The organism is Microbulbifer agarilyticus (genome assembly GCF_019800665.1).
Taxonomy (GTDB): domain Bacteria; phylum Pseudomonadota; class Gammaproteobacteria; order Pseudomonadales; family Cellvibrionaceae; genus Microbulbifer; species Microbulbifer agarilyticus_C.
Genome location: NZ_JAHVKO010000001.1, coordinates 906,793 through 926,289 on the forward strand (window position 1 = coordinate 906,793; position 19,497 = coordinate 926,289).

Annotated in this window: 17 protein-coding genes; 4 read left to right on the plus strand and 13 right to left on the minus strand. The window is 56.3% G+C overall.

Annotation, left to right across the window (positions count from 1 at the left end):
• Positions 1-72: 72 nt before the first annotated feature.
• Positions 73-3,597 (minus strand): indolepyruvate ferredoxin oxidoreductase family protein, encoded by a 3,525-nt coding sequence (locus KUV22_RS03750; RefSeq protein WP_222228482.1) that lies wholly within the window; start codon positions 3,595-3,597, stop codon positions 73-75.
• A gap of 226 nt (positions 3,598-3,823) precedes the next feature.
• Between KUV22_RS03750 and KUV22_RS03755 the strand changes: the two genes are divergently transcribed.
• Positions 3,824-4,306, plus strand: coding sequence for an Lrp/AsnC family transcriptional regulator (locus tag KUV22_RS03755; protein ID WP_010130896.1), 483 nt, complete (start codon positions 3,824-3,826; stop codon positions 4,304-4,306).
• Positions 4,307-4,424: 118 nt separating this feature from the next.
• Here the strand turns inward: KUV22_RS03755 and KUV22_RS03760 are convergent, their stop codons facing one another.
• The 5 genes from KUV22_RS03760 to KUV22_RS03780 form a co-directional block, all read right to left on the minus strand.
• The gene (locus KUV22_RS03760) at positions 4,425-6,641 is read right to left on the minus strand and encodes a M3 family metallopeptidase (protein ID WP_261319091.1); all 2,217 of its coding nucleotides are present in this window, start codon (positions 6,639-6,641) and stop codon (positions 4,425-4,427) included.
• A 415-nt stretch (positions 6,642-7,056) separates the two neighbouring features.
• Positions 7,057-7,734 (minus strand): glutathione S-transferase family protein, encoded by a 678-nt coding sequence (locus KUV22_RS03765; protein ID WP_222228484.1) that lies wholly within the window; start codon positions 7,732-7,734, stop codon positions 7,057-7,059.
• Between the two features lie 65 nt (positions 7,735-7,799).
• Entirely contained in the window at positions 7,800-9,197 is a 1,398-nt protein-coding gene (locus tag KUV22_RS03770) for a class II 3-deoxy-7-phosphoheptulonate synthase (RefSeq protein WP_222228486.1), read from the minus strand.
• A gap of 30 nt (positions 9,198-9,227) precedes the next feature.
• Positions 9,228-10,424, minus strand: coding sequence for an amino acid aminotransferase (locus KUV22_RS03775; RefSeq protein ID WP_222228488.1), 1,197 nt, complete (start codon positions 10,422-10,424; stop codon positions 9,228-9,230).
• Positions 10,425-10,526: 102 nt separating this feature from the next.
• Positions 10,527-11,048, minus strand: a complete 522-nt coding sequence (locus KUV22_RS03780) for a MarR family winged helix-turn-helix transcriptional regulator (protein ID WP_222228489.1) — start codon at positions 11,046-11,048, stop codon at positions 10,527-10,529.
• A 332-nt stretch (positions 11,049-11,380) separates the two neighbouring features.
• On the opposite strand from KUV22_RS03780, the gene maiA reads away from it, so the two are divergent.
• On the plus strand, positions 11,381-12,028 hold the full coding sequence (gene maiA, locus KUV22_RS03785) for a maleylacetoacetate isomerase (protein ID WP_222228491.1): 648 nt from the start codon (positions 11,381-11,383) through the stop codon (positions 12,026-12,028).
• Between the two features lie 3 nt (positions 12,029-12,031).
• On the opposite strand, the gene KUV22_RS03790 is transcribed toward maiA, so the two are convergent.
• The 4 genes from KUV22_RS03790 to KUV22_RS03805 form a co-directional block, all read right to left on the minus strand.
• On the minus strand, positions 12,032-12,928 hold the full coding sequence (locus KUV22_RS03790) for a 2OG-Fe(II) oxygenase (RefSeq protein ID WP_222228494.1): 897 nt from the start codon (positions 12,926-12,928) through the stop codon (positions 12,032-12,034).
• Positions 12,929-12,984: 56 nt separating this feature from the next.
• The gene (locus tag KUV22_RS03795; RefSeq protein ID WP_261319092.1) at positions 12,985-13,347 is read right to left on the minus strand and encodes a hypothetical protein; all 363 of its coding nucleotides are present in this window, start codon (positions 13,345-13,347) and stop codon (positions 12,985-12,987) included.
• A gap of 67 nt (positions 13,348-13,414) precedes the next feature.
• Positions 13,415-13,969 (minus strand): sigma-70 family RNA polymerase sigma factor, encoded by a 555-nt coding sequence (locus KUV22_RS03800; protein ID WP_222228497.1) that lies wholly within the window; start codon positions 13,967-13,969, stop codon positions 13,415-13,417.
• A 12-nt stretch (positions 13,970-13,981) separates the two neighbouring features.
• Entirely contained in the window at positions 13,982-14,860 is an 879-nt protein-coding gene (locus KUV22_RS03805; RefSeq protein ID WP_222228499.1) for a DUF6249 domain-containing protein, read from the minus strand.
• Between the two features lie 267 nt (positions 14,861-15,127).
• On the opposite strand from KUV22_RS03805, the gene KUV22_RS03810 reads away from it, so the two are divergent.
• A complete protein-coding gene (locus KUV22_RS03810; protein ID WP_222228501.1) occupies positions 15,128-15,757 on the plus strand; it encodes a DUF924 family protein in 630 nt (209 codons plus the stop codon).
• Positions 15,758-15,919: 162 nt separating this feature from the next.
• Positions 15,920-16,228 (plus strand): YebG family protein, encoded by a 309-nt coding sequence (locus tag KUV22_RS03815; RefSeq protein WP_222228503.1) that lies wholly within the window; start codon positions 15,920-15,922, stop codon positions 16,226-16,228.
• 97 nt (positions 16,229-16,325) lie between these two features.
• Here KUV22_RS03815 and KUV22_RS03820 read toward each other — a convergent pair whose 3' ends face one another.
• Genes KUV22_RS03820 through KUV22_RS03830 form a run of 3 tightly spaced genes read right to left on the minus strand, consistent with a single transcriptional unit; the run spans position 16,326 to position 19,452 of the window.
• Positions 16,326-16,718 (minus strand): MAPEG family protein, encoded by a 393-nt coding sequence (locus KUV22_RS03820; RefSeq protein WP_224916836.1) that lies wholly within the window; start codon positions 16,716-16,718, stop codon positions 16,326-16,328.
• Positions 16,715-18,010, minus strand: coding sequence for an amidohydrolase family protein (locus KUV22_RS03825; protein WP_222228505.1), 1,296 nt, complete (start codon positions 18,008-18,010; stop codon positions 16,715-16,717). Before KUV22_RS03825 ends, KUV22_RS03820 begins: the two co-directional genes overlap by 4 nt.
• Positions 18,010-19,452 carry an amidohydrolase gene (locus KUV22_RS03830; protein WP_222228507.1) on the minus strand — a complete coding sequence of 481 codons (1,443 nt, stop codon included), beginning with the start codon at positions 19,450-19,452 and terminating at the stop codon, positions 18,010-18,012. Before KUV22_RS03830 ends, KUV22_RS03825 begins: the two co-directional genes overlap by 1 nt.
• Positions 19,453-19,497: the final 45 nt, after the last annotated feature.

Consider the following 19,497-nt stretch of genomic DNA (forward strand, 5'->3'; position numbering starts at 1 on the left):
ACACCAGGCAGACTTTACAACGCAAAACGCCCGGCTAATGCCGGGCGTTTTGCGTTAAACATACTGAATTGATCAGCGCTCAGATGTAAGCATACCGGGCGCGCGCAAACCGGCTTTGCCCGCGCTGAAGTGTGATTTCAGCTTGCGCCAACGCTCATTGATTTGATCCATCTTCTGGGCCCGCACATGGCCGTAGCCGCGCACATCTTGTGGCAGTGAAATCAACTCCTGCGCCTGATCGACATTAGCCACCGACAGGTTTCCAGCGACGGCGAGCACGGTATCGTGGACTTCTCGCGCCCAGCGGCGCTCGCCGCGACGCTCCGCGGTATAGCCAAATATATCCAGCATCGTACCGCGCAGGACTTTACCCTTGGCCAATAGTGGCAGCACACGGGTCATCCATGAACCCAGGGCAATCTTGCGAATCCGCCCGCTTGAATCAGGTCGCGCAAGTAGTGGCGGCGCCATCAGGAACTTCAGCTTGTAATCGCCACTAAATGTATTTTCGAGCTGCTGTTTGAAAGTGTCGCTGCTATAGAGGCGGGCCACTTCATATTCATCTTTGTAGGCCATGGCCTTGTACAGGCTCTGCGCGGCGGCTTCGGTAACCGGGAAACCGCTGCCCCCCATGCGTGACTCCGCGCTACGCAGCGCTTCGATTGCGGAGGAATACTTGCGAGCGTAAGCCGCGTTTTGGTATTCGGCCAACTCCGCCGCCAGACGAGCCACCAGCTGCTGGGTGGTTTCCATTGGCTCCACGACTTTCACTGCCTGCTCTGGCACCAACAGCTGCTCAATCGCCGCCGGGTTTTCTGCGAGCAAGCGACCAGCGCGGAAAGCGCGAAGATTGTTCTCCACCGCCACGCCATTCAGCGTCACAGCCTGTTCCAGCGCTGCGCGGCCAACAGGCAACAAACCTTTCTGGCAGGCGTAACCCAGCATCATCAGGTTCGCAGCAACCGCGTCGCCAAACAGCGCTTCGGCGTAGCGGTTCGCATCAAAGGCAAAGTATTCGCCCGCAGCAGAGCGAATACTGTCGGTGGTGGCATCGGCCGGGAAAGCCAGTTCATTGTTACGTACGAACGCCGCCACCGGAACTTCCGCAGTATTCACCAGCGCTTTGATTGAACCGTTAGCAAACTTGGTGCGCTGCCCAGCGGCAGTGACCATGTCACAGCCCAACAACAGGTCGGCGGCACCATCGCGAATTCGCGCGGTGGTAATTTCTTCCGGCGCACCCGCAACTTTTACATGCGCCACAACAGCGCCGTTTTTCTGCGAGAGCCCGGTAAAGTAAAGGGTGGTACTGCCCTTATCTTCAAGATGTGCCGCCATTCCGAGCAGCGCGGCTACGGTAAGCACCCCACTGCCGCCGATACCGGCAACCAGGATGTTCAGCGGCTGCGCCAGTTTCGGCGCAGGTGCGGCTTGCAGGTTTGCACTGGCCGCGTCGATCGCTTCAGCCAGCGCGGTCAACTCGGGCTTCTTAAGCTCACCGCCTTCGACGCTGACAAAGCTTGGGCAAAAGCCGTCCGCGCAGCGCATATCTTTGTTACAGCTCGACTGATTGACCTGGCGCTTGCGTCCAAACGGCGTTTCTAAAGGCTCTACCGCGATACAGCTGGACTGCACACTGCAGTCACCACAGCCCTCGCACACGCGATGATTGATCAGAAGGCGGCGTGCAGGATCATCCATCTGGCCTTTTTTGCGCCGACGGCGCTTCTCCGCCGCACATACCTGCTCATAAATAATTGCGGTAACACCGGCGGTTTCACGCAGTATCCGCTGGACCGCGTCGAGTTCGTCACGGTGAAAGATTTCGAGACCTTCGGGTATCTGATCGTTATGGGTGCGCCAGTGCTGGGGGTTTTCACTGACCAGGCATACGCGCCCTACCCCTTCTGCCAACAACTGGCGAGAGAGTGTGGGCACCGTAACCTCAGCATCGGTGGGCTGTCCGCCGGTCATCGCAACCGCATCGTTCAGCAATATTTTGTAGGTAATATTGATTTTGCTCGCCACCGCCTGACGAATGGCCAGCAGTCCAGAGTGGTTATAGGTACCGTCACCCATATTCTGGAAAATATGCTTGTCGCTGGAGAAGCGGTGCAGCCCCACCCAGTGCGCACCTTCACCGCCCATATGGGAGTAGGTATCGGTACGCAGCCCCTTGCCGAGGGCCATAATGTGGCAGCCAATTCCGGCACTACCCGTGCTTCCTTCCGGCAGTTTGGTCGAGGAATTATGTGGGCAACCCGCACAGAAAATCGGCTCACGGGCCAGCAAGCCGCCCACTTTGCACGGAGTGGAAGCGCCAATTTTTTCCGCGAGTGGAATCAGTTTTTCGGCCAGTTCGGTATCGGCCAGCCAACGTGTGATTGCCTTCGCCACCTGGTCGGGACCAAAGCCCCAGATCGCCGGCAACAGATCGTTGCCTTGCAGATCCTTCTTACCCACCACTTTGGGACGCCGTGCGTCCTCCCAGGCATAAAACAGATTCTTGATCTGATCTTCTACCAGTGGACGTTTCTCTTCCACCACCAGAATACGTTCCATACCTTCCGCAAATTCACTCATGCCGCGCGGCTCGAGTGGCCAAGTCATGGCAATCTTGCGAAGGGAGATTCCCGCATCAAGCAAATCCTGCTCAGTGAGGTTCAATAACTTGAGCGCTTCCAGGAGATCACCGTGGGCTTTACCCACGGTGATAATGCCGAAGCGTTTCTTGGGCGCCTCGACCAGATTCTTGTCCAAGCCGTTCGCGTAGGCGAAAGCCTGTGCCGCCGGCAGGCGCTCCTCCAGCATGCGACGCTCGTATTCCATGCGTTCCGCCGGCCAGTTCAGATGGGGATCATAATTCAGGCCGTGTGCCGGAATGGGGAAACCTTCGGGCGCGCCAAAGCTGGGGAGAGACGGCACCATAATGGAAGCGCCGGACTCTACCGTCTCGGTAATCGTTTTGAACCCAACCCAAAGGCCGGAAAAACGGGAAAGCGCGATGCCCGCAAGCCCGAGCGTGAGGTATTCGTCAATCGTCGCAGGGAACAGCAGCGGCATCATCACCGACTCGAAGATCTGATCGGTGTTGTGGGAGAACATCGAGGATTCGGCGGTATGATCGTCCCCGCACAGGGCCAGAACACCGCCATGTCGGGAGGTACCTTGAATATTTGCCTGGCGAAATACGTCGGCGCTACGGTCGACACCGTGCCCCTTGCCATACCAGAGCGAGAAAACACCGTCACGCGTTGCCTGCTGGCGATAGTGATCCAGCAGCTGAGTGCCCCAGATATTGGTGGCACCGAGGTCTTCGTTGATACCTGGCTCGAAGTGGATGTCCCGGCACGCCAGTAGCTTCTTGTGGCGCCACAGGGACTGGTCGTAACCGCCCAGCGGAGACCCCCGGTAGCCAGAAATGAATCCAGCCGTATTCAGGCCGGCTTGCTCATCCAGGCGCTTCTGCATCAGTGGCAAGCGCACCAGGGCATCAATTCCGGTCAGAAACACGCGCCCGCTATCGCGGGTAAATGCGGCTTTGAGCGAATATTCGCTGTCAAAACCGAGTTCCAGATCGCTCTCAACCATCGCCATCGTGGGGTACCTTCTCTCGTACTGTCGGCTACATTGACCGCGACGCAGGCCCAAATTCGGGTCATCTGCGTCGTTTATTGTTTTTCGTAAACTATCACCGGCAGCAGCGGCAGGTCATACCAAAATCACCAATAAAGCGCGCACAGACGAGCATAAATCACCACATGACATCCATTTTCTGCAATAATTGGGTCCTTTGACCCCAGATAATCAGTCAGGTACCACAATGGCCTATTTACTGGACGCCATCGATAAGCACATTCTGGAAATTCTCCAGGAAGACGCCACCATCCCAAATATCGAGCTGGCGGAAAAAGTATGCCTCTCTCCCTCTCCCTGCTCCCGCCGGGTGAAAAACCTGCACGAGCAGGGATTTATCAAGCGCGCAGTCACGCTGCTGGAGCCAGACAAGGTAGGCCTGCCGGTGAGCGTGTTTATCCAGGTCACTCTGAATCACCAGGTAAAGAAAGAACTGCAGCACTTTGAGTCGACCATTGGCCAATGGCCCGAGGTCATGGAGTGCTACCTGATGACGGGCGATTTCGATTACCTGCTGCGTGTAGTGGTCCCGAACCTGCACGCCTACCAAGAGTTCCTCGACAAAAAACTGACCGAACTCCCGGGCATTGACCACATCAAGAGCAGCTTCTCGCTCAAGCAGGTGCGCTACCGCACCGAGCTACCTCTGGATCAGCTGCTGGAAAAGTAGCGACATGGCGATGTAACTAGCCCGCACAAGCCGGCGCATACAGAAGCCAAATCCAAAACAAAAAAAGGCCGCGATGCTCAACACATCGCGGCCTTTTTTGATCGACGGCAGCTTGGAATTATTCCCCCGCTGCTGCCGTTCCCTCGGATTTCTCGCCAGGCAGCGGGAAACCGCGATCACGCATCAGCGGCTCGATACCCGCATCGCGACCACGGAACAGGCGATACGCCTCTGCCGGATCGATCGCGTTGCGCGGCGCAAACAGATACTTCACCAGTTTGGCAGCCACTTCTTTGTCATAGAAACCACCGTCTGCCTCGGCAAATGCCTCCGACGCATCTGATGTCAGCACGTCGGCCCACATGTAACCGTAGTAACCCGCAGAATAACCTTCACCGGAGAAAATATGCCCGAAGTGCGGCGTGCGGTGACGCATTACCAGCTCGGAGGGCATTCCCAGCGCATTCAAGGTTTCACGCTCGAACTTGTCCGGATCAATACCGGTTGGGTCGGTAGTGTGCAGTTTGATATCGACCAGCGCCGAGGCCAGGTACTCGGTAGTCGCAAAGCCCTGGTTGAAGGTCGCCGCCTGCTTGATCTTCGCTACCAGATCCGCCGGAATGGATTCGCCGGTTTTATAGTGCACCAGATAGTTATCGATGATCGGGTCGGTACTCAACCAACGTTCCAGCAACTGAGACTGGAACTCGGTGTAATCACGTACACCACCGTTCAGCGTCGGATAGGAAACATTCGAAGCTAGGAAGTGCAGCGCGTGGCCAAACTCGTGGAAGAAAGTCTCGGCATCGTCCCAACTTACCAATACGGGCTCACCGGGTGCACCCTTGATAAAGTTGGAGTTATTGGATGCAAGGACGGTCTCCTTACCATCAAAAGTGGTGTGATCGCGATACATGCTCGCCCAGGCACCGGAGCGCTTACCGGAGCGGGCAAACGGATCCAGATACCACAGACCGATGTGCTCACCAGAGGTCTTATCGGTAACTTCCCAGACTTTCACGTCTTCATGGAATACCGCAACACTGCCCTCTTTCACCGGGGTGAATGTGAAATTAAACAGCTCGCCTGCAACATAGAACATACCTTCACGCAGGTTGTCGAGCTGCAAATACTGCTTTACCTCATCAGAATCGAGATCATATTTGGCCTTCCGAACTTTCTCCGCGTAGAAACGATAATCCCACGGGGCAATCTTAATATCGGCGTTCTCGGCATTCGCCACCGCCTGCATGTCCGCAACTTCCTCATGGACACGCGCAACCGCTGCGGGCCATACCGCTTCCATCAGCGCGATCGCACGCAGAGGGGTTTTCGCCATACGGTTCTGCAAACGCCACGCGGCGTAATTATCAAATCCGAGCAAAGCGACGCGCTCATCACGCAGCTGCAGAATTTCCGCAATGATTGCATTGTTGTCGTGCTCGTCACCGTTGTCGCCACGGCTATAGTAATTGTTCCAAACCTTTTCACGCAGCTCACGATTGGTGGAGTACGTCAGGAAAGGATCCATGGAAGAACGGGTATTGGTAATCGCATATTTACCTGACTGGCCTTTCTCAGTAGCCAGGGCTGCAGCTGCCTTGACGAAAGATTCCGGCAAACCCGCCAGTTGATCTTCGGACAGGAAAAGATCGTAGCCCTCTTCGTCCGCAAGGACATTATTCGCAAAGCTCGTGTGCAGCTCGGCAAGGCGGTTATTGATTGCCGCGTAGCGCTCTTTAGCTTCACCGCTCAAGGTTGCACCGTTGGTGGCAAACTCGTCATAAGTCAGTTCGACAACGCGAATTTGCTCGGCGGTGAGGTCCGCATCGTTGCGCGCGTCATACACTGCCTTTACACGCTGGAACAGCTTGTCGTTTTGAATAATTTTGGAGCTAAATGCCGCGAGCTTCGGCGCCATCTCGGCCTGCACCGCACGGAACTCGGGCGATGACATGTTGCCGCTCCAGATTCCCCAATAGGTAAACACACGGCTCAGTGATTTACCGCTGCGCTCCATTTCCGCAATGGTATTTGCAAACGTCGGGGCTTCCGGGTTATTGGCAATCTTATCGATCTCAGCCAGGTTTTCGGCCATGCCGAACTCGAGCGCCGGCTTCAACGCAGCGATATCCATCGCATCAAACGCAGGTACCCCACCAAAAGGACCAGACCATTCGGCCAACAATACGTTATCGACCGGCGCAGTTGCGGCTACGGACTCGGACACCTGGTCAGCTGAGGGTGACTTCGCCACCGGTTCGGACTCCTTGCTGCAACCTGCGACTGCAACCATTGCTGCGGAAATAGATAGGGCGATCAATGTTTGACGCATCGAAAAACGGACCTCGTTATAGTTACTATTTTGGATATCGGACTAATGTTCTCGTCATCACCCAAGTCTACCCCCCTGCAATAGAAGCATCTAGGATTCGACCATAAAGCCACAACTATTCACGTCAAAATACGACTATAGGAGCACTATCCTCTGCTCTTGACTAACATATCGGACATTTCTGTGGATCAAAACTGAACACCTCAATTGATAACGACTTATTACGTGCATTCTTTTTACCTGCGAAAACGATAGAACTGAACCGTAAACAACGAGTAACAGCTCATTAGAGGCACGAAATAAAGGCGCAGAATAGAAATACAGAATAGAGATGCGGGATGAGCGGGTCACAGGAAGTGACCCGCCGCAAGAAAGGTAGCTGCCGAAGAGCGGCTATTTAGCTAGAAGGCTGCGTTTACTGGCGACGATCCTCAACGATAGTGCCAACGGCCTCAAGCTCCTGATCGTGGGCAACTTCGCGCCAGGGCTCCTTGAGCGCCTCCTCGTACCAGGTTTGCATTCCGGGCAGCGCGCGAATGTGCTCGGCGTAAGCCATCGCCTTGTCGCCCAGTGACAATTGATAGCCATACAAACGGAATACCACTGGGGCAAAGAACGCATCCACGGCTGTGAAGGTATCCCCTGCCAGGAAAGGACCACCAAAACGGTCCAGGCCCTGCTCCCACAGTTCCTCCAACCGTGCCAGGTCCTTCTCGAGTGCCGCATCCACCTGATGCATCGATACGGTGACACCACAGTTCATGCTGCACTGGTTGCGCAGCGCGAAAAAGCCAGCATGCATCTCAGCTGCGGCGCAACGTGCCCAGGCGCGCGCCACTTTATCGGCCGGCCATACGGCTGGATTGGCTTCGTACAGATACTCTGCAATCGCCAGAGAATCCCAGACAGTGGCCTCGCCATCAACCAAACATGGCACCAGGCCCGTGGGTGAGAAAGCGCGAAACTTATCCCAGCTGCCGCCCTCGTCAAACGGCACAAGCATTTCCTCAAAAGGAATCTTTAATTCGGTGGCCAACAACCACGGCCGCAATGACCATGAAGAATAGTTTTTATTACCGATATACAGCTGCATGAGCGCCCCTCCCCTTTGCAATTAATTGCAGACAAATGTCAGCCAGTGGCTAACCTCGAACGCAATCAGACTTTTCCATTTCGCCCATCGCGAAGCAGTTCTGAAATGCTGAATGCAAGCTCCAGCACCTGATCCGCATTCAGTCGTGGATCACACTGGGTCTGATAGCAGCTGGCGAGATCCGCTTCGGAAATTTTCCAGGCACCACCAGTACACTCGGTGACATGCTGCCCGGTCATTTCCAGGTGTATACCCCCTGGGTGGGTGCCCTCTGCGCGGTGCACGGCAAAGAAGTCACGGATTTCCCGCAGAATATTGTCAAAATTACGGGTTTTGTAGCCACTGGAGGCTTTTTCCGTATTCCCGTGCATAGGGTCGGTGCTCCACACAACGGAGCGCCCTTCCCTTTCCACCGCACGCACAAGCGCAGGCAGCTTATCCGCCAGGGTATTTGCGCCCATACGGGTAATCAGGGTCAATCGGCCTGGCTCATTATTGGGATTCAGACGATCGATCAGACGGATCAATTCGTCGGTATCCATGTTCGGACCGACTTTCACGCCGATGGGGTTCCACACACCCGCCAAAAACTCCACATGCGCGGCATCCAGTTGGCGAGTGCGCTCTCCGATCCACAGCATATGGGCAGAGCAGTCGTACCATTTACCGGTAAGGCTGTCGGTGCGCGTCAGCGCCTGCTCGTAATTCAGCAACAATGCTTCGTGTGAGGTGTACAGCGTGGTTTCGCGAATCGCCGGTGTATTGCTGGAGTTAACCCCGCACACGGCCATAAATTCCAATGCGTCCTGAAGACGCTCCGCCAATTGCAGATAGCGATCACGCTGCGGATTATTTTCCAGGTAGCTCAGGTTCCAGGCGTGCACCTGATGGAGGTCCGCAAGGCCACCCTGCGCAAAAGCGCGCAGAAGATTCAGGGTTGCTGCAGACTGGTTATAGGCTGTGAGCATCCGTTGGGGATCGGGAACCCGCGCATCTGCAGTGAAATCAATCCCGTTGATGATGTCGCCACGGTAGCTTGGCAGCTCCACGCCCTGAATCGTTTCGGTATCCGCCGAGCGCGGCTTGGCATACTGCCCCGCCATGCGCGCCACTTTGACCACCGGCAGATTGCCGGCAAATGTCAGCACCACCGCCATCTGCAGCAGGACCTTAAAGGTGTCGCGAATGCGATTGGCATTGAAGTCGGTGAAAGACTCCGCGCAGTCACCACCCTGCAGCAGAAATGCTTTGCCCTCGGCCACTTCCGCCAGTTGCCGGCGCAGCTCGCGCGCCTCCTCGGCAAACACCAATGGAGGGTAGCTCGACAGTTGCTGCTCAACAGCTTGTACGTCGCTCGGGGAACGGTATTTAGGCTGCTGGTGCGCCGTGCGTTCGCGCCAGCTCGCGGGGTCCCAGGGTTCAACGACAGATTCTGACACGGTAGCTTCTACCTCAACTTCCATTTTCGGCTAACTCTTCGACTCAATTACGACTTAGCTTTCCAGTACTTCTGCAACGGATGCACAGAAGTACTCCATATTATTTTGACTCAGACCGGCAATGCTGATGCGGCTGGAATCCACCATGTAGATCGAGTAATCCTGCTGCAGCTTCTGCACCTGCTCCGGGGTAATTCCCAAAAATGAGAACATCCCCTTTTGCTGCTGAATAAAGTGGAAATCACCCACAGCGCCCGCCTTTTCCAGGCTCTCGACCAGGCCAGAGCGCAAGCTATTGATGCGCTCGCGCATTTCGGTCAGCTCGGCTTCCCAGTTTGCACGCAGGCCCGCATCGGTCAGGATGGCCTCAACGATTGCGCCACCATGATTGGGCGGCATGGAATAGTTACCACGCACCACATTCAGCAACTGGCTTTGACCGCGGTCGGCTGAATCCGCATCGCGGTAAATGGCCATCGCCATGCCTACGCGCTCACGGTACAGACCAAAATTCTTTGAGCAGGATGCGGCAACCAGCATTTCCGGCACGGACTCTGCCATTAGGCGCAGGCCATAGGCGTCAGCGTCCAGGCTATCGCCAAAACCCTGATAGGCCATATCGATGAATGGGGTGAAGCCCTGCTTCTGGGCCATATCTGCCAGCACCTGCCACTGTTCGCGACTCAGGTCTGCGCCACAGGGGTTATGACAGCAGGCGTGGAACAGCACCAGCTCACCTTCCCCCACTTGTTTAAGGGTTTCCACCATGGCGTCGAATTTCAGGCTACTGGTGGCGCGATCGTAGTACGGGTAGCTCTTGATCTGCAGGCCCGCATTGCCCAACAGCGGCACATGGTTTGCCCAGGTAGGATCGCTCACCCAAATAGTGGCGTGCTCCTTGGCGCGATTGGCAAACTCCGCGAGTACACGCAATGCGCCACAACCACCCGGGGTTTGCGCGGAGCGAACGCGGTTGCCTACCAGCGCCGGGTGACCAGCACCCAGTACAAGCTCCTGCATGGCAGCATTGAAGCCGGCAGTGCCAGCCGGGCCTACATACGCCTTGGTTTCTTCACTGCGCAGCAAACGGGTTTCGGCTTCTTTAACCGCCTGCAACACGGGAGTGTGCCCAGCTTCATCTTTATAAACACCCACCCCCAGATCGATCTTGCGAGGGTTTTCATCGGCCCGGTAAGCCGCCAAAAGGCCGAGAATCGGGTCCGCAGGCAGGCTGCTCAGATGGTCAAACATGGTCACTCCTGGTAGTTCTGAGCGACACGCAGGCAAGGCGTGCCGACCAATGAAATCTATAGATGGAATTTAAGAATGGCAGAAGGAAAGCCGATCAGTCGATCAGTCGATCAGGCCGCGGTTGGCCCAATCCTGCGCACGGGTCATCAGCTTTTCAATAATGCTGTCTAGCTGGCCGCGCTCTTCCGCTGAGAGCGAGCCCATAAGGTCGTTCTCATACTGCTGCGCCAGCGGCACGATTCGGTCGTACACATCACGACCCAACTGGGAAAGGTTCAGCACCTGGCGGCGACGGTCTGCGAGATCTTCACTGCGGGTGATGTAGTCGTTCTTAATCAGAATGGAAACGGCGCGGCTGATCGCCACCTTGTCCATCGCGGTCTGCTCCACCAGATCCGCTGCGGAAAGATTTGGGAAGCGGCCGAGAATCGCCATAACCCGCCATGCAGGAATGGTGAGATCAAAACGCGCGCTGTACGCGTCGGCAATGGCGTTACTCACCCGGTTGGACAGAACTGACAAGCGATATGGCAGGAATTTTTCCAGACGCAGATCATCCGGACGCACGGCATCAATAGGGTCGGAAAATTCCGTAGATGAGCTGTTGGAGTTATCGGTGGTCATCGCGGTCTCTGCACCTGCTAAGGATCGGGTTGTACCAAATTTCAAATGTATCTAAAATTGGTTTCAATTGTAACCACTGCTACAGGTTTTTTTGCCAGTGCGTGCGTTTAATAAGCGCACAGCGTAGCCAGGGGAGCGAAAGAACAGAATTCTTCCAACTGGGCACGCACAGACTGCCCTGAAAAATCGGCAGCGATTATACGGTGTTTGACGTCATTTTTGTCACGATAGACGGCGCACCACGCAAATTATTTGCGCAACGGGTCGATACAGGGGGCAATTCTCCGCCCTGTTGCGCCAATCCCCATACAACCGTTTAAGGATTCATAGAGATGGAGCTTCACGGCTATTTTCGTTCCTCCGCCAGCTATCGGGTGCGTATTGCCCTCAACCTCAAGGGGCTCAGCTACCAGTACCGTGCAGTGAACCTGCTAAAGGGCGAACAGAAAGAGAGCAAGCACCGGCAGCTCAATCCTCAGGGCCTGGTTCCCGCCCTGGTTGATGACGGCAATGTAATGACCCAATCCCTGGCGATCCTGGAATGGCTGGACGAGCAGCACCCCTCACCCGCCCTGCTACCGGCATCCCCACTGGCGCGTGCCCGGGTCCGTGCGCTGGCCTACAACGTAGCGTGCGATATCCAACCGATTCAGAATCTGCGGGTGCTCAAATATCTGCAGAGCGAACTGGGCGCCAGCGACGAGCAGAAGGTCGAGTGGGTACGCCACTGGGTAGGACTGGGCTTTGAAGCGCTGGAAACCCAACTGGCTGCGCATAACGACGCCCAGCACGCGCCGTTTGCTGGCGGCGATACCCCCGGGCTGTTTGAGTGCTGTTTAATACCACAGATTTATAATGCCGAGCGCTTTGGCGTGACGGTTTCCGACTATCCGACCATCAGCGCAATTGCGGATGCCTGTGCCGCCCTGCCCGCATTCCAGCAGGCGCGCCCGGAAAACCAGCCCGACAGTACGCTCTAGCCCCTAGGCGCGATACATCGGATACTCCGCGGTGCGCAGCCACTTGGTCGCGATCCACTTTTCTCCGGCGAGTACAGGACTCCCGCCGTGCAAGCTCTGGAAGTCCAGCTTGCCGTGCTCGCTCATATAGGAAAAGAACAGTGCTGCGCCTTTTTGTGGTTGTACCTCCAGCCCGATATTGGGAAATACCGTTGCCCCACCGGACTCGACATCACTCAAGTACATAATCAAGGTGCCGATTCGCTGCCCACCGCTAGCGAGTACCTCCTGATTACCCGGCTTCTCCGGATCAAAGAAATCATAGTGCGGACGATATTCGGCGCTCACCGGGTAATGCAGGATCTGCAGCGGCTCCCCATGGGTATCCGGCACCCCCAGCAAACGCGCGATGCGCGCTTCGATATCCGCGATCAGCGGCGTTTCACCGCGGGCAAAATGGGTGCCGCCACTGGTACGGCTGGGCTTTAGCTCAAACTCACCGTGCTGAGCATTCACCACACGAGAAGGCGTCAGGTGAGGCCGAGACATCTCGACAAGTGCCTCGCACTCCCATTCTGCGAGGAAGTTGGCGAACAGCACGATATTGGGGTGCCTTATGGCGAAATGCACATCTACCTGCTGCGCGCCCAGCTTTATCTTGCTGGTACCAGCGCTGAACGCGCGAAAGCGGGTATCTGGATTTTGCTGTGAGGAGACTACTACGGGGTTACGCTTCGCATCAGTGCCAGGTACGGCGTCGGTTGGCGGGTAAGCGTGAAAACACTGGTCAACAGCGTTGGCGATGGCTGGCTGGTAACCCGCCTTGAGGAGCGCATCGACGACCGTCGCACGCGACTGGCCACCTTTGATGGCCGAACGCATCCATTGCTGGAGCTCGGGTTCAAGCTCTGCAAATTCCATAGGCGATCCCTGCCTACTCGAATTGTGCTCCGGGCTCGGTGCCCGGAGCGAAAGAATCAGCGGCGCGCCGCGACGATCCCTCCTGTCATAGCGGCAAATGCGCCGAGAATACCGACGCCCACCAGGCTATACAGGCTAATACTGTGCTCTGACATACTCGCCAACAGGTCCTGGAGAGGGAACTGCCAGCACACGATGGCAGATGCAGCGATCACCGCCGCATACTGATAACGGGTGGCACGGCGCTCATCGCGTTTTGCCGGCACCGGCGGCAACTCCGCCATTACGCGGTCACAGAAGCCCGAATCGTCTAAATGCGGCTCGTTAAACTGCAGCTGCTGGGAAAGCCAAGTGTCAAAATCGGGCTCGCCATCCATTGTCGGATGAGTGCCACTTACAACACCGTTTTTTATCACCATACCTGTTGATCCTCCTCTCTTATGAGAGGAATTGCCCTTCTCGGGTTCCATGGACTGTTTATCGAAATCAGCCACTTACTACCTCCTCCTGCCAGGCCTGAAGCAGAGACTGCAACTTGGCCCGCGCACGGTTGACGTGGGATTTTACCGTGCCCAGCGGCAACTTCATAATGCTAGCAGCTTCTTCATGTGAAAAACCACGCTGCATACACAAATGCACTGCCTGTCGCTGGGCGTCGCTTAACTCCCCCAAAGCCGAGTTCAGGTCTCTGGCCATACCCAACTGCTGCGCTTCTTCGACGCTTTCCTGGGCCTGTGCGGAGTCCACCGCATCCTGGTCAACTACCGGAGCATTCTTACGCTTGTGGCTCATGACCAGATTGTAGGCGATACGGTACAACCAGGTGCTAAAGCGGGCATCGCCGCGGAATGCTGGCAGCGCCTTGTAGGCCTTAATAAAGGCCTCCTGCGCCATATCGTCTGCAAGACCCTGGTCGCCATCGCACAGTTGACGGAGCGAGAATCGCAACTGTGACTGATAGCGACGAACCAGCTGGGCGTAAGCCCGCTGGTCCCCGTCTTCGACGACGCGCCTGATCAGATCCTCATCATCGAGGTTCATGACTGGTTGTCCTTAACCCGCTTGCTGTTGATCGTGCTTCCAGTTGATGTAGCGGGCGACCCCAATAAAGAGTGGGATCAGACCGAGGCTACCGACACCGATACCGGCAGAGGCGGAGAGGAAGATGAACACTGCCGCACCCACCGCAATCAGGGTTATGCCTCGGTCCTTGTTGTTGGCGCTGGCAGTTTCACTGTCCAGGGAGTCCAGCAGCTCTGGCGGGATATCGCGACCTTCAGACACCATCCGGTTGATGTTTTCCATCACCAGCTGCTTCTTGCGGTAGCTGTTACGGGTTACCAGCCAGACAATCAGGATCGGTGTACCAAAGACCGCCAGAATGGCCACCACCGGGATCAACCACTCCATATCCGGACCGCGGGGGTGGTGCTCCCGGCGGGATTCCTCGTGCACTTCAAAGGCGCGTTCGTGCATACGCTCGGCATGCTCTCGCGCCCGCTCAGCACGCTCGCGAATACGCTCGGCACGCTCCAGGTCGGCCTTGATGCCGATTTCGACATTGCGCGGCACCGAATCCAGCGCCTGCTCTACCACCAGGCCTTTCTCGTCCAGAATGCCCTTCTCTTCCAGCTGGCGGTAGATACGCTGGGTAACTTCTCCGCCAAAGGCCTCACCCAGATCAATTTCGACGCTGCCACTTTCCCCGTTTTCATCCCGGGTATGAATGCGCAGCGTACCGTCTTCCTGGCGCAGGATTCGCACCTGCTTGGTGGCCTTCTTCTCCGCAGTTTCCACCACGGGCGCCTCGGGCACCGGCGGCGCGGGGGGCGCAGCGCCCTCTTCCTGGGCCAGCAGGCTGCCAGAAATACTCATTCCCAGCGTGGCTGTCAGTGCCAGCAGCCAAGCATTGAATCGGCCGCATTTCTTCATTTCATTCGCTCTCATTACTGTTATCTCGCTCTTACTGATCTGAGGCAAAACAAGTAGTCCCTTGCTCAATCCGCTGCTGACGACGGTCCGGAAGTGACACGTTATCATCAACAGCCACCAATGGCGTGGGATTGTACCTTTTTTGGGCAACGGGTATCAGGGGCTCAACATCCCGCCGCTGGTATCACCTTGCCCCTAAAGGACGCAGACACCAGCAGATTTGGATGCAACCTAACAAAAAAATTTCACGGAGTAACGGGAGTAACGATGCACCAGAGTGACATAACCCCCTCAGACGTCCTGCAGTTCTGGTTCGGCAGTACCGATCTGAGCGCAGCGACCAGCAAGGAGGCGCGCACCCGCTGGTTCCAGCGCAGTGACGACTTTGACCGGGAGATCGCGCGGCGCTTCTCATCCGCCATCAACCAGGCCATTGATGGAAAATTGAGCAGCTGGCATACGTCCCTGGCCGGCCAGCTGGGTCTGATACTGCTGTGTGACCAGTTCCCCCGTAATATCTACCGGGGTTCCGCACAAGCCTTCTCCGGTGACTCGCTGGCACTCAGTATCAGCCAGTCGGTAGTCGCTGGCGGGCAACACCGTCAACTGGGCCTGCACCAGCGCGCGATCGTCGGTATGCCGCTGGAGCACTCGGAAAGACCCGATGTGCAGGACGAGTCCGTAGCCTATTTCCTGCAGCTGCAACAAGACTTTGCCAGCGACAAGCCCGGCGTGTCACAGGAGGATACGCAGGCGGCAGACAGCTATTACCGTTTCGCCCGGGCGCACCAGGACGTGATTGCACAGTTTGGCCGCTACCCCCATCGCAATCAGGCACTGGGCCGGGAAAGCACTCCCGATGAGCAGCGCTGGTTAGAACAGGGTGGCGGCTTCTAACGGTACCCTGGACGCGTCACTACGCGTACACTTACGCGCCATGTACGGATTTGCGGTTGACACTGAATATACATACAGATACTGTACATCCATACAGAAACAACACAGAACCATAAATCACGATACCGATACTCACGATATCAAGACCTTAGGAGGCCCAGTATGGCGGTAGTAGCCGTTTGGAAATGTGATAGAGACGGAGCCATGTTCGACAATAAAAAAGATGCCGAAGAACACGACAAGATGCTGGAGCTCGCCGCCAACATCACCGCTTTGATCGAGCGCAATGTTGAAGGTGTATCAGAAGAAGCCAGTGAGGAAATCGGCCTGATGCTGGCGAAACGCCGCGAAGTACTGGCAAAAGCCTGTAAGGGCAAGCCGGAAGAGCTGCTGGCCGCTGAAGAAGTGAGCGAACAGCAAGAAGCTGAGACTACTGAAGAAAACGTTACCCCACTGGCGGTAAACCAGTAATCCCCCCGGACACCAATATTCTGGTTTCCATCCCTGTACTATGCCCGGCTTGCCGGGCTTTTTTTCGCCCGGCAAACCGCCAAAGTTTCGTGAGCTCTCAGAATACCGAGACGATGTTAATCAACGCCAGAATGGCGATAACCACCCAAGTCAGCAGAGTGCCCCAAAAACGGCCCTTGTGGTAACCACCCTTGCCGCCAACCAGGCCTATCGCATGAATGATGCGCGCAAACACCAGCACGCCACCCAGGCAATGCAGCCAAATGGCCGAAAGGCCATTGATCTCGGCGACCAACAACAGGATCAGGGCCAGCGGAATATACTCAATCGCATTCGCATGGGTGCGTATCAGCACGTTGCCCAACTTGTCGCCACCATCGCCCATGCCGACTTTGTTGCCGCGGCGAAATTTCACCACGTTGAAGGCAAGCGCAAGCACCAGTAACGCACAGAGACCGCTATAAAGCGCCGTGATTTCTACACTCATCATTTTTTGTACCCATGTTCTGTACCCGCTTTCGGGGTTAAGTATCTATCCCGCAAACGGGTTGAACGATTGACCAGAGACTGGGGCTTACCATCGATCATCACCAGTTCTGCGAACGATGTGACTTCCAGTGGATCTCCACTCCACAATACCAATTCCGCGGCGTTGCCGGGCGCCAGTACACCGGCATCCATCCCAAAGGTTTGTGCAACATTTGCGGTGATCGCTCGCACCCCCTCTTCAAACGGCAAACCGTAAGCCACGGCATTACCCGCTGCCTGCCGCGACAGATAGCTATTGTGGGATCCGGCATAACCCGGGCCGCTGATTGCAACGGTTACACCCGCATCATGCAGCAATGCGGCGTTATCCATACGCGCACCCAGTTTTTCGAAGGCATCCGGGGTATTCCCCAGTACATCGATCACAACCGGCACCCGCGCCTTGGCCAATTGATCTGCAACCATCCAGCCTTCCGCAGCGCCCACAAGAACCAGCTTGAGCTGATATTTGTTGGCGAGTGCAAGTAGTTGCAGGATATCGCTTGCGCGGTCTGCATTGATCATCAGCGGTTGCTCGCCGCGCAGCAGCGGCTGCAAAGACTCGAGATCTTCTACCGAGTAATCCAGCTCACGCCACTCACCGCGGCGTACCTGATCCCGGTTTTCTGAATACTCCTTCGCCTGCGCCAGGGCGTTCGCGATTTGCGCATACGCCATGGCGCGGCTGCCACCGGCCAGTTCCGCACCGTATTCGCCGAAGTAAGCGCGCTGTACCAAGTTGGGCTTGGTCACACTGTCGAAGTCACCGGTCAGCTTGATCGCAAAGCCCTGCCCTGCGAATACCTTTTCGCTGCTGTAGGGCAACACCACCGCGCGCGTCAGACCACCGGCCCGGTTAAACGGTATCAGTGTGGAACGCGGATTAAATGCCACCACCGGGTCAAAGCCGGCACCGATAGACTGCTCTTCGATTGCCCCATCGTTGGTGGAGGCCGCAGCCCCAATCTCTGTCAGCCCGAGCTCACTGCTGGGTGCAATCAACCCAGGCGTGACCACCTTGCCGCGACCGTCGATCACCAGGTCAGCGGGAATATCACCCAAATCTTCCGCAATCTGCGCAATCTGCCCGTCACGCACTAACAGGTCGGCACTATCCAGGGTTCCCTGCTCTCCGAGCGTAACGATCTTCGCATCCTTAATCAGAATGGTTTCAGCGTGTGCTGAGCCCATCAGGCACACAAGGCTGAACAGAGAGACTTTTAACTTGGTTTTCACATTCATTGAGATACGCATTACTGCTGCCCTCCTTCCGGCAGACGCTCGCCTTCCGCATCCAGAATTCCCAGTTCAAAATCCGTGTGTGGCTGTCGCGCGGAGTCCGTGCGGTCGTACATTAATACGCCGTCGATAAACACCTTGTCGGCCTTGGAGTACACGCTAAACGGATTGCCAGACCAGACCACAACGTCAGCCATCTTGCCCTTTTCCAAGGTGCCGGTAACTTCGTCGATACCCAGTGCTTTTGCCGGGTTGCTGGTCATCCACGCAACCGCATGGCGAGGTTCAATATGGAAGCCCGCACGCTGTCCGGCGACCATGGCTTTTGCAGTTTCTTCGTTGAGATGCTGAATACCAACGGCAGAATCCGAGTGGATCATGGCACAGGCCTTTGCCTGATCGACGATGGCGATATTGGCTTCGGTCATATCGAAGGCTTCGTGCTTGAAGCCCCACCAGTCCGCCCACATAGCGGCGCACACTTTGTTTTCTGCCAGCAGATCCGCCACTTTGTAGGCCTCTACCGCGTGATGGAAGGTAGAAATCTGGAAATCGTAGTCGCGCGCGATGTCCATCATGATGGCCATCTCTTCGCCGCGATAGCAGTGGTTGTGCACCAGAATATCGCCGTTCAGGACACCAGCAAGAGTCTCGAGCTGGAGGTCTCGCTCGGGCTCATCGCCACCATTCTTATGGAAGTTTTCCCACTTCTCTTTATACGCAGCAGCTTCAGTCCACGCTTTGCGGTATCCCGCGACGTTACCCATGCGGGTGGAGGGCAAGGTGCCCTTGCCACCGTATACGCGCTTAGGGTTCTCACCACAGGCCATCTTCAGGCCGTATGGCGCACCCGGGAACTTCATATCCTGTACGCTGCGGCCAGGTACGTTTTTCAGAGTTACCGCGCGCCCACCGAACAGGTTCGCTGATCCCGGCAAAATCTGCAGGGTGGTAACCCCGCCCGCAAGCGCGAGCGGAAACTGTGGATCTTGCGTCCACACGGAATGCTCTGCCCATACCTGCGCGGTATTCGGAGAGGTCATTTCGTTACCATCTTGGGAAGACTCGATAGACGGCGCCGGGTAGTCACCCAGGTGAGAATGCACATCAATGATGCCCGGCGTTACCCACTTGCCCGCACCTTCAACAACTAGCCCCTTTTTCGGCACCTTCAGGTCCTTGCCGACCTTGGCAATCTTGCCATCCTCGAGCAGCACATCTGAATTGAGCAGTTTTTCACCGGTTCCGGTCAGAACCGTTGCGCCACGAATCAGAACCGGCGCACTCTCCTGTGGGACATAGGTACTCGGGAAGTCACCCTGACGGGCGAAATCCGGCCCATTTGCCGCCTTTTTATCTTCACCGCCGCAGGCAACCAGTGTGGAAACGAGCAGTCCTCCACATACGGCGACACACAGCCGTTCAAACCCTTTAACCGATTCTGAAAATAATCGCATTCCCCTTCCTATCCCCCCAGTTGTTATTAGGAAACCTATCTCAAT

Bases quoted from the DNA above. Each gene is read 5' to 3' on its own strand.
- KUV22_RS03760 (WP_261319091.1), bottom strand. From the start codon at position 6,641: ATGCGTCAAACATTGATCGCCCTATCTATTTCCGCAGCAATGGTTGCA.
- KUV22_RS03800 (WP_222228497.1), bottom strand. From the start codon at position 13,969: ATGAACCTCGATGATGAGGATCTGATCAGGCGCGTCGTCGAAGACGGG.
- KUV22_RS03770 (WP_222228486.1), bottom strand. From the start codon at position 9,197: ATGGAAGTTGAGGTAGAAGCTACCGTGTCAGAATCTGTCGTTGAACCC.
- KUV22_RS03795 (WP_261319092.1), bottom strand. From the start codon at position 13,347: ATGGTGATAAAAAACGGTGTTGTAAGTGGCACTCATCCGACAATGGAT.
- KUV22_RS03815 (WP_222228503.1), top strand. From the start codon at position 15,920: ATGGCGGTAGTAGCCGTTTGGAAATGTGATAGAGACGGAGCCATGTTC.
- KUV22_RS03780 (WP_222228489.1), bottom strand. From the start codon at position 11,048: ATGACCACCGATAACTCCAACAGCTCATCTACGGAATTTTCCGACCCT.
- maiA (WP_222228491.1), top strand. From the start codon at position 11,381: ATGGAGCTTCACGGCTATTTTCGTTCCTCCGCCAGCTATCGGGTGCGT.
- KUV22_RS03790 (WP_222228494.1), bottom strand. From the start codon at position 12,928: ATGGAATTTGCAGAGCTTGAACCCGAGCTCCAGCAATGGATGCGTTCG.
- KUV22_RS03825 (WP_222228505.1), bottom strand. From the start codon at position 18,010: ATGCGTATCTCAATGAATGTGAAAACCAAGTTAAAAGTCTCTCTGTTC.
- KUV22_RS03755 (WP_010130896.1), top strand. From the start codon at position 3,824: ATGGCCTATTTACTGGACGCCATCGATAAGCACATTCTGGAAATTCTC.
- KUV22_RS03810 (WP_222228501.1), top strand. From the start codon at position 15,128: ATGCACCAGAGTGACATAACCCCCTCAGACGTCCTGCAGTTCTGGTTC.
- KUV22_RS03805 (WP_222228499.1), bottom strand. From the start codon at position 14,860: ATGAAGAAATGCGGCCGATTCAATGCTTGGCTGCTGGCACTGACAGCC.
- KUV22_RS03775 (WP_222228488.1), bottom strand. From the start codon at position 10,424: ATGTTTGACCATCTGAGCAGCCTGCCTGCGGACCCGATTCTCGGCCTT.
- KUV22_RS03750 (WP_222228482.1), bottom strand. From the start codon at position 3,597: ATGGCGATGGTTGAGAGCGATCTGGAACTCGGTTTTGACAGCGAATAT.
- KUV22_RS03830 (WP_222228507.1), bottom strand. From the start codon at position 19,452: ATGCGATTATTTTCAGAATCGGTTAAAGGGTTTGAACGGCTGTGTGTC.
- KUV22_RS03765 (WP_222228484.1), bottom strand. From the start codon at position 7,734: ATGCAGCTGTATATCGGTAATAAAAACTATTCTTCATGGTCATTGCGG.
- KUV22_RS03820 (WP_224916836.1), bottom strand. From the start codon at position 16,718: ATGATGAGTGTAGAAATCACGGCGCTTTATAGCGGTCTCTGTGCGTTA.